Raw genomic sequence first — 17,181 nt, forward strand, 5'->3', positions numbered from 1 at the left:
CATAATGCCGGATATGGGCTAATACTTATCTGTGTATCCAAGCAGAGGAGTACTATCATGGACTTGAGTAATGTACAAAATACCGACAGCATCATTTTACTGGGCATTGTAAATGAAAAGTTGCGTCTTGAATGTGATAGCTTTGAAGAGCTGGTCTCTAAATATGAAGTGGATGTTGAAAATCTGATAGGAAAACTGGATGTACTCGGATACCAGTATGATCCGCTCACAAACCAGTTTAAGTCCTACGAAAGATAAGGCAGTTTTATTCCTTCCAGATGATTCTCTGATTGCTGTCGTGCTGTGTTGAAGAAAGCCTGCAGGTAGCGTTTGTCGGCTTCGGCACTGCGTACGGCAGCAAAAAGACGGCGTTTCAGACCATCGCCCAGTGGCAGAGTGCTGATCAAGCCCTGACGGGAAAACTCGCTGATGGCCCAGTTTGGTAGAGAAGCGACACCCAGCCCGGCTGATACCATTTGTACCAGCATCAGGGTGTTGTCGGCCTGTTTCCATTTTTTCGGCTCTACTCCTGCCGGTTGCATAAAGTGTTTGACCACATCCAGTCTCTGTTTGGGGACAGGATACGAGAGCATGGTTTCATTACGCAGATCCTCCGGTTCAATATGGCTTTGAGCCGCAAGGGGATGATTGATTGCTGTTATCAGGCGCATCTCAAAGTCAAACAGTGGTTCATAATGCACATCTGCGCGGGGGAGAATATCAGAAGTGATGACCAGATCCAGCTCACCGGCCAGCAAGGCCGGAATGGGGTCAAAACCAAAACCAGAGGAAAAGTCTAGTGTGACGTTCGGCCAGGAAATCTGGTATTCCTTCAGTGCTGGCATCAGCCACTGGAAACAGGAATGGCAGTCTATAACCATATGCAGACGGCCGTTAATATCTTCTTTCAGTCCAGCCAGTTGTTGTTCGGCACTTATAATTTTAGGCAGCAGTTCGTCGGCCAACTTCAGTAATATTTCGCCTTCAGAGGTAAACTTTACCGGGCGGGTTTTACGCAGAAAAAGCTGACCACCGATACGTAATTCCAGATCTTTAATCTGATGGGATAATGCCGACTGAGTCAGGTGCAGCGATGTTGCTGTTGCGGTCAGTGAGCCTGTTTCTCGTAGAGAAGCGAGTGTTCGCAAATGCTTAACTTCTATCATTAATTAACCTAATGCCTTTTCAGCGTTTATGAGATTGCCTCATGATTCAGTTAATCTACCAGCCAATCAAAGCGGTGTAAACGTCTGGATGGCTATAAGTTATTGCTGTAAGTGCTTAAAGGTCAGCGTCTGATTTTTATTCGTAAGCTGCATCATCTCACCGGAAAGCGTGATGCTACTGTTTCCTGTCAGTAACTGAGACAATGAGTATTCTACGTCCATTACTTCACCGAAACATAACTTCTGAGTCTGATTCATCTTTTCTACGTGAAATTGGTTTTCTTTTAATACACCCAAACCGGAGAACTGGTTACAGCCGGTAAAACCGGAAGTTTGCATATCATCATCAACTTCCAGGTATGGCGTTTTTTTCTGCAGCATCGGGCTAAGTGGTTTACCGTCTATTTCTGCCAGAGTCCAGCGGTTGTGCTGTAAAGCGGCTTCTGTCAGGGCGTTGGTGGTATTGCCATTACATGCACAGGCTCCTATCGCGGCGGGTAGTAACAGTGCGGTTAACTTTGCTTTCATCAGTGATTCCGTAAACAGAGAGTAGATATTTTCTGAGTATATACCTAAGTGACCTCATGATGCAGGCTTCAGAGATATAGGTTAAATAAAGCATAAGCTAAGCAATGGAATCATCAGCCCAAGGATGCTGTTCGGGCTGATGAATATGGAGAATCAGGCAGCTTGCTGAGAGGCTTTTCTGCTTTTCAAGAACAGGAGATGGCAGATAGCAACAAGGAAAATGCACAGAATCAGTGTCAGTTGTGTAGTTTCCAGTACGCCAGCCCAGCCTTTAATTAAATAAGACGGCTCCAGAATAAAGACACCCGCACTGGCACCCGTATAGTAAAACAAACTGTATAGAGCCTGAGCACTGCCTTTGGCTTTTTTCACGCTGCGACTGACAAGCGCACTGGCTTGTGCATGACAGAAGAAAAAGCCCATTGCCATCAAGACCATGCCAAGAATCAACAGCAGCAGCTGTTCCCTACCCAGCAATAGATTTGCCACCAGCATCATCGTGATGCCAACAGCCATTCCCGTGATTAGGCTATGTTTTTTAGCATATTTCCCAGCAAATGAGGAACTGGTGGTTCCGCCCAACAGCGTAAGAAACATCATGCTGCGGATATCACTCGGCAGATGATAAGGGGCGGCCTCCAGCACCAGCATCAGGTAGTTGGATAGATTGACAAAGCAGCCAAAAGCCAGACCGATAATCAAATAAATAACCATCAGTTGTGGTCGTTTCAGATGGTGGCCAAAAGCCAGCAGGCTAGGTTTCAGATGAAATTCAGACGGGCGGAAGTGACGCTGCTTTGGCAGAGTAAAGCGGACGATTATAAACAGAATTACGCTGATAGTTCCGATAAGATAACCGGAAGCCTGCCAACTGCCGAAATACTCTGCACTGATCCCGGCAAGCAGACGGCAACTTATGCCACCGAGCGTATTAGCTGCAATGTAAAAACCGACGGCAGCCGGCAGCCAGCTTTTTCTCAGTTCATCCCCCAGCAGGGGAATCGCCACTGCTGGGCAAACAGCAAGAAACATGCCCTGAATAAATCGCAGAGTAAGAAATAACGGATAGTGGTCAATCAGTGGCAAAAGAAAAGAAATACAAAGACCCGCTGCGGTTCCGACCAGCAGAATATTGCACCGCCCAATAGCATCAGACCAGCTGGCAAAGAACAGCAGCCCCAGTCCCATACCGAATAGTGATGCAGACATGGCAAGACTGGCTGACATGGAAGAGACGGAAAAACTTTGCTGTAACTGAGGGAGTAACGGCTGCAGCCAGTAAATATTAGAAAAAGTGACAATAGAGCAGAGACAAACAGAGAGTGTCAATCGACGGTAATGGGTTAAATTTTTCACAGCTAATGAAACTCGGGATCAAAATAGTAAGAACAAGGAACCTGAATAGAATAACGACAGGATTACAATAAATAAAATATTCTATTTTTATACTATCTATAGTTTTTGTTTATGGTTAGAATCGGGGGGAGAAAAAACCACGGATAAGGTGGCACAGTAAGAGGTTTTTATGGAATTTCGGCAGTTAAAACATTTTATTGCTGTAGCAGAATCCGGAACGATATCTGCGGCATCACGTCAACTGAATTTGGCTCAGCCAGCGATAAGCAGCAGCATTAAGAAGCTTGAAGCAGAATTAAATATGCCATTATTGCACCGCAGGGAAAGGGGGGTCAGCCTGACCGGTGCCGGAACCCATTTTTTACAGCATGCCAGACAGATTTTACAGCAGGCCAGTGATGCAAAGTTATCAATGCTGGCTTTGGATGGATTGGAACAGGGTGAAGTTACCATCGGCGTACCCAGCATGATTGGCTCTTATTTTCTACCGCCTTTGCTGATGGCATTTAAGCACCAATATAGCAACCTGACGCTGAATATTTTTGATGATGGTACGCGGAATATTCGTCAACTGTTGCTGGATGGAGAACTGGAGTTGGGGGTTATTGCTGATACTTATCTGCGTCCGGAGCTGGATAGTGCCCCACTGGTACAGGAAGAAATGGTGGTTTGTATGTCTCCGGATCATCCGCTGGCAGAAAAGGAGCTGATAGAGTACAAGGATTTTCTTGCTTATGAATTGATACTGTTCCAGAAGAGTTATTACCACCATTCTCTGATTGAGAAGATCAGCCGTGAGATGCAGATAGTACCGAAAGTCGCTTTTTCTACCAACCTGCTGCCTCTGATTAAGTCGGTTATCCGGCAGGGGTATGCTATATCCCCCATGTGGAAAGTAGCGACACAGGACGATGACCAAATTATTACCCGGCCATTTAAAAAACCTTTTTATATTGATCTCAGTCTGGCATGGCGGCGCGACAGCTACCTCTCCAGAGCCAATCAGGTCTTTCGTGATTTTATTCTGGAGAATGCAGCTGCCGGTTAAGAGTAGCCCATCTGTCAATTTGATGTCAGGCTATCACACAGAGCCATTATTTCACTAATGGTTTCTTGTGACAGTTCTGCACAGTAGGCTGACGGGTTACTTTCATTGGTATCACACATGATCTTGGATTGTGACCCCGGGTTAATCCGAAGAACCTGACAGCTTCTGTCATCAAATTCGGTTGTAAAGTCATACTGAACAGCTACTTTTCTGGCAATATCAGCCGCGATATCTTCAGCGGTATCTTTAAAGGTTGCCCCGACTAACTGTGCAGTTTGTGAATCGGTTGAACTGATCACCTCGGCAACACCCGGGCATAAGCTGATAATTTGATGGGTGATTTCTGTACTCAGAGTAACCTGATCCATTGCTGGATCTTCTGGGTTGAAAGTTTCTCCGCTACTAAAATCACCACAGTCAATGGCCATACTAAAATCGGCACCCTGACCGGAAGCGGTTTGAGAATCTTCTGCTATTGCCGGTATGGCGAGTAAAGCTGCAAGTATTGATAATATTAGATATTTCATACCCTTACCTTCCTGTATCTGGCAAATGAAATAGCTGCAGAAACTATTCAGAGTTCGATTCTCTTAAATAACTTCCACCACTAGTCTAGTAATAGCAGAAACCGGAAGAAAGGCGTGTTTTATTATTAATACATTTGTCAATTTATCACTAAAAATTACATTGCCAGTAATAGGCACAGCAATAGTGGTTGCCATATTATTTAACGCAATATCTGCACTTGTACGGATTCATAGCAGTAATAAACCGGCAAAAAGAAACAGAGCCACCATCCATACCAGAGGCAGTTTAAGCTGTTTTTGCAAGAATAATCCCAGCAGAATCAGAGCGAAGTCAGATGAGTTGTTTACCGCACTAAGAAAGACAGGTTGATAAAGTGCGGCAGCAAGTAAACCCGCTACAGCGGCATTTACTCCGTTTAACGCTCCGCTGATTTTCGGAATAGAAGCCAGCTTTTGCCAGTGTTTCAGTACTCCCAGTAACAACAGGAACCCGGGAAGAAACACGCCGGCGGTTGCCAACAATGCTCCGGCTACCGGAGAATCCGGCTGCATAACATAACCGATATAGGTTGCAAAGGTGAACATGGGGCCGGGAACAGCCTGCGCGGCGGCATATCCGGTTAAAAATGCATCCGGGGAAATCTGTTCGCCGACGATATGTTGCAGAAGGGGTAACACGACATGTCCGCCACCGAACACCAGACTTCCTGTCTGGAAAAATGCACTGAACAGTCCCGGGAGTGTCTGTTGCGGCACAATCAACGGCAGGGCAAACAGCAGCAGAATAAACAGAATAAGGGGAAACCAGAATGGACGGAATGATTCTCCAGAATAAGGTTTTGTGTCTGATTGCAGGAACAGACTGCCGATAATCGCAGCCAGAATAAGCATCAGTATCTGAGTGAAAATTCCGGGAATGATCAGCTGAGCCATTGCTGTGAAGACGGCGATGCTGACGGGGAGCATCGTCTTGCAGAAGTTATTAAACATCCCCCATGCAGCATCAGCAACAACCACAACAGCCAGTAACTTCAGACCATGAATGGCTGATAGAAGTGCAGGTTCTCCCGACAAACCGGTACTTATGGAGGCCAGTACAAACATAATCATGATGGATGGAAGAGTAAATCCGAGAAAAGCAGCTACAGCTCCGGGCAGCCCGGCATGCCGGTAACCGATAGCAAACCCCACCTGGCTGGAACCGGGGCCGGGTAAAAATTGGCTGAGAGCAACAAGTTGTGCGTAATCGCCTTCGCTGAGCCATTGCAGTCTTTCGACAAAAGTCCGGCGGAAGTAACCGATATGAGCTGCCGGCCCCCCGAAACTAATCCAGCCTAGTGCAAAAAATATTTTAAAAACGGAAAACATGCTGCTTATCTCATCAATATGGTGAATGATAAATTCGGGATATATTGCTAATAATAGAACCCAGAATAATTACATTTTTATGACAGCGATAATATTGACGGTTGGTTAGGGGGGGGGGAAATAGCGAAACCCCAGATTGTTGGTAGCAATCTGGGGTTTCTGATTTTTAGATTTTCCAGTTGGTAAGACTGGTTTATCTGATATGCAAAAGGATTGGAATTATCCGATAATTCTTCTGGTAAAAGAATTAGATGCGGATGAAGTCCATGTGCTCAACTTTTGGCTTAAACACGTGACGCTGTACGTCTTGTGGCTTAACCTTAACTTCAGCACCGTTGATAACCAGAACGATACCTTCGTAGAACTCTGGCTTGTCCATTTGGTTGATCACGTCATCGTGGTTTAGAGCGATAGATACAGGTGCTTCAGTTCCACCATAAACGATTGCTGGGAATTGACCAGCGAGACGTAGGCGGCGGCTCGCACCCTTACCTAGCTCAGTACGTACTACTGCTTCGAATTTCATAGTATTTACTCTCAAATTGGGTAAAAAATAGATCCATTATCAACATAGCGACCTGGTCGATAATGCTAACCGTTCCGGAATAACGGGTTGTTACTCCTAAAACGAGCGCGGATACTATCATTATTGGTATTTTTGAGCAATAGCAGGACGATGTTTTTAGCCGTTCAGTGTAGATTTGTTTCCGGCTGACTTTTCTGTAACAGGATTAGTGCAGTTCATCGTCGAAAATCTTGTCTCTCAGTTTCCAGAAACGCCCGGATTTTCGGGCTATCACAAACTGTGGCAGACGAAATCTGTGCTGGTGGCTGACAACTTTCACCGGGGTGTTTTCTGTAAAGGGACGATGACGATCTGCCAGATGCGGGCGTACAAATTGCTGATGAAATGTCAGTTTCTGCTTCTGTGTGCTCAGTGACCAGAATTCATGCACCTGAGCATGGTTATCTCCGGTGTAGGTGACTTTCAGCTGATTTTTTCCTGACGAGTCTTTGTGCACTGAGAATTGCATCTCCCTGCACTCAAAGACTAGTGCATCTTTCAGACTCAGGGCTTCCCTCAGCTTTTTATCCGGATCGACGAGTGTTGTGTCACATTCATGGCAGATCCGGGCGGCAATATCATTGTCGGCTCCGCACTCATTACAGTATTTGGCCCGAAAGCGGTAGCCACAGTGTTCCCGTTCGCCATTTTCATCTTCAAAATAGCCCTGACAGCGACGACCGTAGTGCTCAAGCAAAAAACCATTTGTATCCAGTTTTCCCCAGAAATTATTGTTAAAACCACAGGCCGGGCAGGGAATAGTAATGATTTCGCTGGATGAATCCGGTTTAGGATCGCCAACCTCCGGCTGATAAAGATCGTAATTGTTACCAGCGTAATCAAGGATAAGACACTCCTGCTTCCCATCGGCCAGACGCAAACCTCGACCGACGATTTGCTGATAGAGGCTGACAGATTCTGTCGGTCTTAAAATTGCAATTAGATCAACATGTGGTGCATCAAAGCCAGTAGTCAAAACTGAGACATTGACCAGATATTTGATTTGCCGTTTTTTAAACTGACGGATAATCATATCCCGCTCGGTTGTTGGCGTATCACCAATGACAAGAGCAGACTCCCGATCAGGCAGAAGGCTGAGGATTTCTTCCGCATGACGGACGGTGGCTGCGAAAATCATAATACCGGCTCTGTCAGCTGCAAGCCGGATAATTTGCTGAATAATCTGGGGGGTGGCTCGTTTTGCATTTTCAATGACCATATCCAGTTCGGATTCTTTATATCTGCCGGTAGATGCAGGCTTCAATTGAGAAAAATCATAGCTGAGTACCGGGGCATCGATCATTTTTGCCGGGGTCAGAAATGCTTCATCCAGCAGATAGCGGATTGGCAGTTCGAAAATACAGTCCCGGAAAAAACGGGGTTCATCACTACGCACCTGACCCCGTGTGTGATACTGATAAATCCAGCCCAGTCCCAGACGATAAGGTGTTGCTGTCAAGCCCAGAACTTTTATCCCCGGATTCACAGCCTGAAGATGGGTGATCACCTTTTGGTAGCTGCTGTCTTTGTTATCGGGAACGCGGTGACACTCATCAATAATCAGCAGGGAAAACTGATTGGCAAAGGCATCCAGATTCCGAACCACTGATTGAACGGAGGCAAAAATGACCTGCTGATCCGTTTCTTTTCGTCCCAGACCTGCAGAAAAAACAGCGCCCTGCAATCCATATCCTTCATATTTGGCGTGATTTTGTTCTACCAGTTCTTTGACATGAGCCAGTACGAGTACTCGTCCTTTTGCCAGCCTGGCCAGTTCTGCAATAACCAGACTTTTTCCTGCTCCGGTCGGTAGAACAATTACTGCCGGAGATGAATGTTGACGGAAGTAGTGAATAACCGCCTTAACGGAATCACGCTGATAGGGACGCAGGGTATACATAAAAAGTGTGAAATAGCTCAACTATTGGGATAAAGGAGCATATAATAACGTATTCTTATCCGGATTGTCTCAGGCGTTCGGATGACACAAAAAAGAGGTATAAATGCGACTGGATAAATTTTTATGTGACGCTCTTGGCGCGACCCGAAAAGAAGCCATTAAAATCATCAGAAGTGGTGATGTTACGGTAGATGGTAATGTACAAAAAAGTGGTTCTTTTCAAGTAACGGAAGGTCTTTGTGTTGAATGGCAGGGAAAAGAGATAGCCATGCAGGGACCAAGATACATCATGTTGTATAAACCGGAAGGGTTTGTGTGCTCGCATGAAGATGGATTTAATCACACGGCATTTGTATTGCTGGATGAAGTCAGACAGGATGATTTGCACTTTGCAGGCAGGCTGGATGTGGATACTACCGGGCTGGTACTGATCACGGATGACGGTAAATGGTCTCATCGTATTACGTCCCCGAAACATAAGTGTGACAAAACATATTATGTCTGGCTGGCTGACCCTGTTCAGGATAATTATGCTGAATGCTTCAGACAGGGCATTGAACTCCGAAATGAAAGAGAGCGTACTCTTCCTGCCGAGCTGGAAGTCCGGGCTGAAAAAGAAGTTCGCCTTACCATACATGAAGGTAAATACCATCAGGTAAAACGTATGTTTGCGGCTTTAGGTAACAAAGTTGAAGCACTGCACCGGGAACGCATTGGCGACATCGTCCTGGATGAGTCGCTTGAACCGGGAGAATATCGTTATCTGACCGAACAGGAAATCAGTTCTGTCTGGAAAAAATAAGCATCAGCTATTTTTTCCGGAAAATAATCTTTTTATTCAAATAATACTGGAAAGCTATGTCAAATAAACAGGTGCAGCTTACATTTGTGCTGCTGTTGGTTCTTGGGGCAATAGGGGCTTTGACGCCTTTTGCTATAGATATGTATTTACCGGCAATGCCGATAATTGCAAAAGATTTAGGTGTGGATGCCGGTGCAGTGCAGATCACACTGACAACCTATACGGCAGGATTTGCTATTGGGCAGTTAATCCACGGGCCGCTTGCCGACAGCTTTGGTCGCAGACCTGTTTTGATCTTCGGCATCGTTTTTTTTGCTGTGGGGTCGGTTGCCTGCGCTCTGACATCTGATATCGACACTCTGACCTATATACGCGCTGCACAGGGTTTTGCCGGAGCGGCGGCTGCAGTGATTATCCAGGCAGTTGTACGCGACATGTTTGACCGGGAAGAATTTGCCCGTACTATGTCGTTTATTATCCTCGTTATCACAGTGGCGCCACTGATAGCACCTATGTTCGGCGGATATTTATCGGTCTGGTTTGGCTGGCGTTCTGTATTCTGGTTTCTGACGATTGTTGCCCTGTTGGTTATTTTGGCTGTGTACTGGAAGATCCCGGAGACCCTGCCGGAAGAAAAAAGACAGCCGCTGCGTCTTAAAACTACGATGCAAAATTATATTCGCCTGTCTATGAATCCGGTTGTGGTTGGTTTGGTATTATCCGGTGCATTTTCTTTTTCTGGTATGTTTGCATTTTTAACAGCGGGTTCGTTTGTTTACATCGACATTTATGGTGTGCCACCGACTCAGTTCGGCTATTTGTTTGGTCTGAATATTGTTTGTTTGATCACTATGACTAGTATCAACAGCCGGCTTGTTATCAGGAAAGGCTCTCATAGTATGATGCGCCTGGGGTTGACGATTCAGATGGTAGCGGGTCTCGGTTTGTTTATTGGTTGGCTGTTTGATCTGGGACTATGGGGTATTGTTCCGTTTGTGATGTGTTATGCCGGAACACTTTCCACGATTGGCAGTAATGCCACTGCTTTGTTGCTATCCGGTTATCCGGATATGGCCGGAACAGCCTCTTCGCTGGCCGGGACGTTGCGGTTTGGCATGGGATCGATTGTTGGCACCATCGTCGCGGCCATGCCGGGTGATGCCGCCTGGCCGATGATATTAATGATGAGTTTATGTGCATTGTTATCCGGAGTGATGTACTGGACATTAGGGAAAAAAGCGTAATGGCTGACTATTATATTGAATTACAGAATCTGGTTAATACTGCGCTGCTAGAGCTGGAACAAGAACACAACAAAGGCCGACTGGCCGATACCCCAGTAAGCAATACCCATTTTCTTGTTCGCTGGGTTACAAAAAGCCTGAAGACTCAACGTTTTCCCCGCAGTGTCGGTGATGACCTGACTCGCTGGCAGAAAGCAGGGCGAAGTAAAGGTACGGCATCTGATCTCTTGTTTACGTTCCGGAGTATTTCCGATTTCTACCGGCATCATTTTCCTGCTGATACGGAACCGAAAGCGATTACCGATAAAGATGTGGAAGCTTTCCTCGACCTGATGGAGAAAGAAAACTGGAGTGTATGTACAGAATATGATCTGACGGAGAAAATCCAGCTGTTTACCGAAGGAGATAACTCTCTGGTGTTGTGTGCAAAACAGTGTGTGGAATGTTTTGCCAAAACAGATATGGATGGTGACACTAATGATGCCGAAGTATTGATCAGACCTGTCAGTCTGTTTGTGCGGGGAAATCATGCCCGCTTTATTCAACTGGCAGCAGAAGCCGGATTTCTGGTACATAAAAGAACAGATTATAAATCCATCGTGAAATATCACGGCGAATATATTATCTATCCATTTAATAAGGGAACTCAGTTGGCTGAGATTCCAATCGGATTTAACCAATAATGCAAAATGCACTGACACTGGTTTTTCAGCATACCAGAGGGGAATTTATTCGTCGTCTGTTTGCTATTGCTTTGCCTATTACCCTGCAGAATATTCTTTTTTCCAGTCGTGGCTTGGTAGATGTACTGATGCTCGGTCAACTTGGTGAAGCGGATGTCGCTGCCGTAGGGGTAGCGAGCCGGGCGATGTTTGTTACGACCATTATGCTGGTTGGCGTAAATATGGGAGGAGCGTTATTGACGGCTCAGTACTGGGGTGCTGGAAATAAGCAGGGTGTGAAAGAGAGTACGGCACTTACTTGGATTATTGCCAATACCTTTGCCGCATTAGTGGTTGTACTGTTTTTGTTTTTCTCTGTTGATATTATGGGACTTGCTACTGATTCTCCGGAGGTTATTCAGCGTGGAAGTGATTATATTATTATCACCTCTTTTAGCATGTTTGCTGTTGCCTGTGTCAGTAGTATGGCGGTGGGGTTAAGAGCCATGCACCGGCCGGGTGTCAGTACTTTTTTCAGTGGAATAGGTATTTTATCCAATGTTGTTCTCAACTGGGTGCTGATATTTGGTCATCTGGGTATGCCGTCTATGGGAATAAAAGGGGCGGCTATTGCAACAGTATTAAGTGGAGTGATTGAAGTCGCCTGCTTATATTTTTTCCTGTATTCGCAGAACCATCTTCTGGCATTTCGTTTGGATGTTATTCGCTCTGCGTTGACTCAGGATAAAGTTATCCGTTTTTTGAAACTCTCATTACCGACAACATTTAATTTCTTTGCCTGGGCTGCCGGGATGTTTTCTTATCATGCCATCATGGGACAGACTGGCGTTCAGGGGTTGGCTGCTTTGTCAGTAATGACTCCGGTTGATCAGCTCTCGTTCAGTTTGCTTATTGGTATGGCAAATGCGGCCGGGGTACTGACGGGAAATACGATTGGAGCAAAAAAATATGACGCCGTCTACTATCAGTCAATCGGACTACTGATGCTTAGTGTTTTGGTGGGTATTTGTGTGTCTATCCTGCTTTATTTTGTCCAGGTTCCGATCCTAGATGCATTCAGTGCATTGACGGAGGAGACTCGACTTCTGGCGGATAAATTTATTCTAGTTCTGTGTGTCGGAATTATTATTCGTTCGGTTCCGTTGACTCTGGTGGTCGGGGTTCTTCGTGCTGGTGGTGACGTAAAATACTGCCTGTATCAGGATCTGGCAACTCAATGGCTGATTGGGGTTCCTGTTACTGCGTTGGCGGCTGTCTGGCTTGGTGTAAATCCGGAGTGGGTATATGCTCTGTTTCTGCTTGAAGAAGCGATTAAATGCTTCAGCAGTTTTTCCCGCCTTAAAAGTAAAAAGTGGATCCGGAATTTGATCGATAATTAATGTGCGGTCATCCGGATATTAATCTGTCTGGATGACGCAAATGTAAATTGCAGTAAGCAAATATTTATTTTACGCTCCAAAAATAATTAAAGAACAAAATACGTAATATTATTTTGATAAATTACAATTTTTTTTGATAAAAAATAGATATTAGTCGGTGGTTTTTGTTCGAATATTATTAATATTGTGATCAATTCATCAAAATGCTTTCGGAACAGATCAATTTGGTGTAGATTCTCTTTCCTGTTTTGCAGCCATGAGAATGTTTTAATGTTAAGACTGTCCGACCTGAGTAAAGGCTTTGTAGATGGTGGTGAATTTCATCCCGTGCTACAAGGGGCAGAACTTGAATTAAAACAGGGTGATCAACTGGCTTTGATGGGGGAGAGCGGCTCAGGTAAAAGTACGCTTTTGAACCTGATTTCCGGTCTGGATACCGTTGATTCTGGTGAAATATGGTTTCCCGGATTTCCGATGCATGACAGTGCTGAATCTAAACGTACAGCTTATCGCCGTAATAATATCGGCCATATATTTCAGCAATATAACCTCCTGCCTACGTTAAATATTGCAGATAACATTCGTTTTTGCCGTCAGCTTAAAGGCATGCAGGAGAATTCGAGTTTATGGCGACAGATCTTATCCGCTCTGGATCTGATGCCGCTTCTTGGCCGTTATCCGGAAGAAGTATCCGGCGGTCAGCAGCAGAGAGCTGCAATCGCACGGGCACTGTATATGGAGCCTAAATTGTTACTGGCCGATGAGCCGACTGGCAGTCTTGATGAACGGAATGCCGAGGCAGTAATGCGTCTGTTAACGTCACTAACCCGTAAACTTGAATGTACGCTGCTGCTGGTGACCCACAGCGAAAAAGTGTCCCGGCATATGGATGGCTGCATTCGGCTTCAGGGAGGACAACTGCATGTTGTGGCCCATAGCTAAAGCATTACTGGGTCATTATCGTCGTCATCCTCTGCAAATTGTTCTTGTCTGGCTTGGTCTTACTCTGGGCGTGTCCATCTATGTCGGTGTCGCAGCGATTAATCATCATGCGTTGCAGAGTTATGCCAGCGGTGAACGTTTATTTTCCCATGTGTTGCCTTATCGAATCAGCCCGAAACACAGCGCCACGAAAATTCCTCAGGGGTTTTATATTCAGTTGCGCAGAGAGGGCTTTTATCAGTGCGCTCCGTTCGACCTACTGCGTGGTGAAACCAGTGAAGGAAAAGATTTTGTCATTATCGGGGTTGATCCACTGGCTTTGGTGAATACGCATCCGGTAAAAGGTAGCGATATTATCTCGGTAACGGATATCATGCATCCGCCGTATCCTTTATTAGTCAGTGCGGATTTAGCTTCTTATCTGCAGAAAAAATCTGGTGAGTACATTGTTCTGGCGAACGGATATCATTTGGGTCCGATCCTGATTGATGACAAGAACCGTGTGGATGGTACGCGGGTCGTTGCAGATATGGCGCTGGTCCGGATGTTGAATAAAACCGGAGGGTTCTCTTTTATCGGCTGTGCGGATATGCCGGCAGAGAAGATTGAGCGGCTGAAACAGATGCTGCCTGATGGAATGAGTCTTTCTCATGGTTCCCGTACCGAACTGGAATCTCTGACCCGGGCTTTTCATATGAATTTGTCGGCAATGGGAATGCTGTCATTTGGCGTTGGTCTGTTTATCTTTTATCAGGCCATGTCACTTTCTTTTATTCAGCGGCAGCCCTTAGTCGGAATCCTGCGCCAAACCGGAGTATCAAGCTGGCAACTGATTCAGGCACTATTTATTGAGTTGCTTATTCTTATTGTCGTATGTTGGCTCTTTGGTAATGTCTTCGGTCTGATACTGGCTGATCAGTTAATGCCGTCGGTATCTATTACTCTTGCTGATCTTTATGACGCCAATGTCGGGTTTAATATTCACTGGAGTAAGGTCTGGCTGCTGGATAGTCTGCTGGTATGCATAGCTGGTACTTTATTATCCTGTAGCTGGCCGTTGATCCGTTTATTAAGAACTCAGCCGATAAGGCTGTCTGCACGCCTGTCGCTGGTGCGTTTCGCCGGGTTGGAGTTTTACTGGCAGGCACTGATTGCTTGTGCCTGTTTTCTTATTCTGATCACTGTTTATCAAACTCAGGATATGACACCGGAAAACGGCTTTTTGTTGATCGCATTGCTGATGCTCTGTGTCGCACTGTTTGCCCCGTTTATTATTTTCAATCTGTTTAATATCCTTTCTTATATATTGCGCTGGGTTAAAGTCCGCTGGTTATTTGCGGATGCGGCAGCCAGTATGAGCTATCGAGGTGTTGCAGTGATGGCATTTATGCTGGCAATGGCTGCAAATATTGCGATAGGAACAATGATTGGCAGCTTCAGGATCACAACAGACCACTGGCTGAGCCAGAAACTGGCTGCGGATATCTATATTTATCCAACTAATAATTCGGCTCCACGTATTGTTGAGTGGCTGACTCGTCAACCTGAGGTCGGGGATGTTTGGTGGCGCTGGCAGGATGAAGTCCGGACCCATTCAGGAATGCTGCAGGTTGTCAGTACCGGAGATTCTATCGGAGAGCAGGACGCACTGACGGTTAAACTCGCCATTCCTGATTACTGGTATCTTCTGCACAACTCTCAGGGAGTTATGGTGAGTGAATCAATGGCGCTGAAAAAAGGGATCCGTCCGGGGGATTTTCTTACAGTTGATGAGCTGGCTGATAGCAAGTGGCAGGTCCTCGGGGTGTATTACGATTATGGCAATCAGTATAACCAAATTATTATGTCGCATTCCAACTGGATAAAAGAGTTTACCGGACAGGGTAATGTCGGTCTGGAAGTACACCTTGTCGGGGGGGCGGATGCAGAAAGTCTGACCACCCGTCTGGACAGTTATTATCACCTTCCTCCTGAACGGGTATTTGATAACAGCAGCCTGCGTGATCAGGCGATGCGTATTTTTGACCGCACTTTTACGATTGCTGACACCCTGGGAAAACTGACGCTGGTGGTTGGTGTTTTTGGTATTTTCTTCGCGACAGTTGCCGGAGAAATGTCCCGGCAGCGTGATGTTGCATTGCTGCGCTGCTTTGGTATGTCAGCTAAGGAACTGATCACACTGAGTGCGGTACAGCTATTTATTTTTGGTGCCATTTCCGCTCTGATAGCCATTCCTTTGGGGCTGGCGATTGCAAAAATCATGGTAGAGGTGGTTCTTAAACAGTCTTTTGGCTGGTCGATCCAGTTCTACATGATGCCGTGGGACTATGTGTCGGTTTTTGTCTGGACTATGGCGGCCTTGCTGGTTGCTGGTGTTCTGCCACTATCTGAACTGGTCAGACGCACACCGATAAAGTCACTAAGGGATGCGCTATAGATGTTGTTCAGTGCTTCGTGTCCGTGGAAAAAACATATTCTGACCGCCGCTATCTTACTGGTGGTGGTTGCGCTGCTCATTATACTGAATGTGAGTTTTCCGGTAAAAAATTATCCGGCGAGCCAAGAGTCTGGTTCGAACAGAGTCCCGGAGACTGTTTTTGATATCGTGTCACCGGAACATCCCCTTAGCTTGCCGGATGATTTTCGTTTTCATCCCGGATATCAGAATGAAGTGTGGCGTTTTTTTGCTGATCTGATTGACGCTAAAGGGCAACGTTACACCATCCAGTGGAATTATTACCGCATTGCGCAGGACAGCCGTACGGCCAGTGGTTGGCAAAATTCTCAGTTGTATGTCGCGCAGGTGGTTGTTACCGCAGGAAAACGTGTATGGAGAGAGCAGCGTCTGGCTCGTGGCGGTATTGGTCAGTCTGGATTCCGCGCACACCCATTCCGGTTGTGGATTGATAACTGGAGCTGGCATGCTCTTGGGGCGGCTCCATTTCCCGGTATGCTGAATATCAGCAGCGATGATTTTTCTGTTCAGATTAATATGAGCACTGCAGGCGCTTATGTGTTGGATGGTCTCGGTGGTTATCAGAAGCAGCATGATATCTTTCCGATGGCAGCTTACCAGCTCAGTGCGCCTTTTCTGGATATTGCCGGAGAATTGACGCTGGAGGGACTTCCTGTTCCGGTTAAAGGCCGCGCTCATTTGACTAAAGTATGGGGAAACAACCTTATTAATAATGGCGCAGGACATCAGGATGAGTTTGTTTTGCATCTCAATGATGGCAGAAGTCTGGCACTGCACCGGGTTTTGTTCCGTCATCATGCTGCATTTAATTACGGCACACTGGCTGACAGACAAGGAAACACCATATACCTGCAGAATAAAGACGTGGATGTTTTCCCGGAATCCTATACGGATTTATCTGATGAGCTTCAGATTCCTGTACGCTGGATTATTTCTGTTCCGGAGCACCATATCCGATTGACGGTCAGTCCAGACAACAGTGAACTCTGGCACTCCTTTGTTATTCCTTACTGGGAAGGTTCCATAACAGCATCCGGTTCGCATAAAGCCCGTGGCTACATGCATTTGTCGGGATACTAGTCATAACCCATGTGTTTAGTTCGGGAAAATATTGATTAACAGTTAAACACATCGGATATTCCGATGTTTTAGTGCTAAACAAACGATTTTTTTCTTTACAGGGTACGATATACGCTC

General features: G+C 45.9%; 16 protein-coding genes. 9 read left to right on the top strand and 7 right to left on the bottom strand.

Features of this window, described 5'->3' with window-relative positions; all coding sequences use genetic code 11:
* The first annotated feature begins 57 nt into the window (after positions 1-57).
* A complete protein-coding gene (locus tag CSW98_RS01025; RefSeq protein WP_100798590.1) occupies positions 58-258 on the top strand; it encodes a DUF4250 domain-containing protein in 201 nt (66 codons plus the stop codon).
* Here the strand turns inward: CSW98_RS01025 and CSW98_RS01030 are convergent.
* The 3 genes from CSW98_RS01030 to CSW98_RS01040 form a co-directional block, all read right to left on the bottom strand.
* The gene (locus tag CSW98_RS01030) at positions 246-1,166 is read right to left on the bottom strand and encodes a LysR substrate-binding domain-containing protein (protein WP_100798591.1); all 921 of its coding nucleotides are present in this window, start codon (positions 1,164-1,166) and stop codon (positions 246-248) included. The two genes, CSW98_RS01025 and CSW98_RS01030, sit on opposite strands and share 13 nt — an antisense overlap.
* 99 nt (positions 1,167-1,265) lie before the next feature.
* Positions 1,266-1,694 (bottom strand): META domain-containing protein, encoded by a 429-nt coding sequence (locus tag CSW98_RS01035; RefSeq protein WP_100798592.1) that lies wholly within the window; start codon positions 1,692-1,694, stop codon positions 1,266-1,268.
* Between the two features lie 153 nt (positions 1,695-1,847).
* A complete protein-coding gene (locus tag CSW98_RS01040; RefSeq protein WP_100798593.1) occupies positions 1,848-3,050 on the bottom strand; it encodes an MFS transporter in 1,203 nt (400 codons plus the stop codon).
* Positions 3,051-3,219: 169 nt separating this feature from the next.
* Between CSW98_RS01040 and CSW98_RS01045 the strand changes: the two genes are divergently transcribed.
* Positions 3,220-4,098 (top strand): LysR family transcriptional regulator, encoded by an 879-nt coding sequence (locus tag CSW98_RS01045; RefSeq protein ID WP_100798594.1) that lies wholly within the window; start codon positions 3,220-3,222, stop codon positions 4,096-4,098.
* A gap of 14 nt (positions 4,099-4,112) precedes the next feature.
* Here CSW98_RS01045 and CSW98_RS01050 read toward each other — a convergent pair whose 3' ends face one another.
* From CSW98_RS01050 to radD, 4 genes are all read right to left on the bottom strand, one after another.
* Entirely contained in the window at positions 4,113-4,625 is a 513-nt protein-coding gene (locus tag CSW98_RS01050; RefSeq protein WP_100798595.1) for a hypothetical protein, read from the bottom strand.
* Between the two features lie 228 nt (positions 4,626-4,853).
* The gene (gene chrA / locus CSW98_RS01055) at positions 4,854-5,993 is read right to left on the bottom strand and encodes a chromate efflux transporter (RefSeq protein WP_100798596.1); all 1,140 of its coding nucleotides are present in this window, start codon (positions 5,991-5,993) and stop codon (positions 4,854-4,856) included.
* 247 nt (positions 5,994-6,240) lie between these two features.
* Positions 6,241-6,519: a 50S ribosomal protein L25 gene (gene rplY, locus CSW98_RS01060; protein ID WP_100798597.1), complete on the bottom strand. Its 279-nt coding sequence runs from the start codon at positions 6,517-6,519 to the stop codon at positions 6,241-6,243.
* Positions 6,520-6,724: 205 nt separating this feature from the next.
* Entirely contained in the window at positions 6,725-8,458 is a 1,734-nt protein-coding gene (gene radD / locus CSW98_RS01065) for a DNA repair helicase RadD (protein ID WP_100798598.1), read from the bottom strand.
* A gap of 103 nt (positions 8,459-8,561) precedes the next feature.
* On the opposite strand from radD, the gene rsuA reads away from it, so the two are divergent.
* The 7 genes from rsuA (at position 8,562) to CSW98_RS01100 (ending at position 17,064) form a co-directional block, all read left to right on the top strand.
* Positions 8,562-9,260 carry a 16S rRNA pseudouridine(516) synthase RsuA gene (gene rsuA, locus CSW98_RS01070; protein ID WP_100798599.1) on the top strand — a complete coding sequence of 233 codons (699 nt, stop codon included), beginning with the start codon at positions 8,562-8,564 and terminating at the stop codon, positions 9,258-9,260.
* Between the two features lie 56 nt (positions 9,261-9,316).
* On the top strand, positions 9,317-10,504 hold the full coding sequence (locus CSW98_RS01075; protein ID WP_100798600.1) for a Bcr/CflA family multidrug efflux MFS transporter: 1,188 nt from the start codon (positions 9,317-9,319) through the stop codon (positions 10,502-10,504).
* On the top strand, positions 10,504-11,187 hold the full coding sequence (locus CSW98_RS01080; protein WP_100798601.1) for a DUF2913 family protein: 684 nt from the start codon (positions 10,504-10,506) through the stop codon (positions 11,185-11,187). The genes CSW98_RS01075 and CSW98_RS01080 overlap by 1 nt, the downstream gene beginning before the upstream one ends.
* Entirely contained in the window at positions 11,187-12,566 is a 1,380-nt protein-coding gene (locus CSW98_RS01085) for an MATE family efflux transporter (protein WP_100798602.1), read from the top strand. Before CSW98_RS01080 ends, CSW98_RS01085 begins: the two co-directional genes overlap by 1 nt.
* Before the next feature lie 270 nt (positions 12,567-12,836).
* Entirely contained in the window at positions 12,837-13,508 is a 672-nt protein-coding gene (locus CSW98_RS01090; protein ID WP_100799134.1) for an ABC transporter ATP-binding protein, read from the top strand.
* Complete coding sequence (locus tag CSW98_RS01095) at positions 13,489-15,945, top strand: ABC transporter permease (RefSeq protein ID WP_100798603.1); 2,457 nt, start codon at positions 13,489-13,491, stop codon at positions 15,943-15,945. Before CSW98_RS01090 ends, CSW98_RS01095 begins: the two co-directional genes overlap by 20 nt.
* Positions 15,946-17,064 carry a lipocalin-like domain-containing protein gene (locus CSW98_RS01100; protein ID WP_100798604.1) on the top strand — a complete coding sequence of 373 codons (1,119 nt, stop codon included), beginning with the start codon at positions 15,946-15,948 and terminating at the stop codon, positions 17,062-17,064. It begins immediately after the preceding gene.
* Positions 17,065-17,181: the final 117 nt, after the last annotated feature.

It is taken from the genome of Vibrio sp. HA2012 (genome assembly GCF_002812955.1).
In the GTDB taxonomy this organism is placed as follows: domain Bacteria; phylum Pseudomonadota; class Gammaproteobacteria; order Enterobacterales; family Vibrionaceae; genus Vibrio.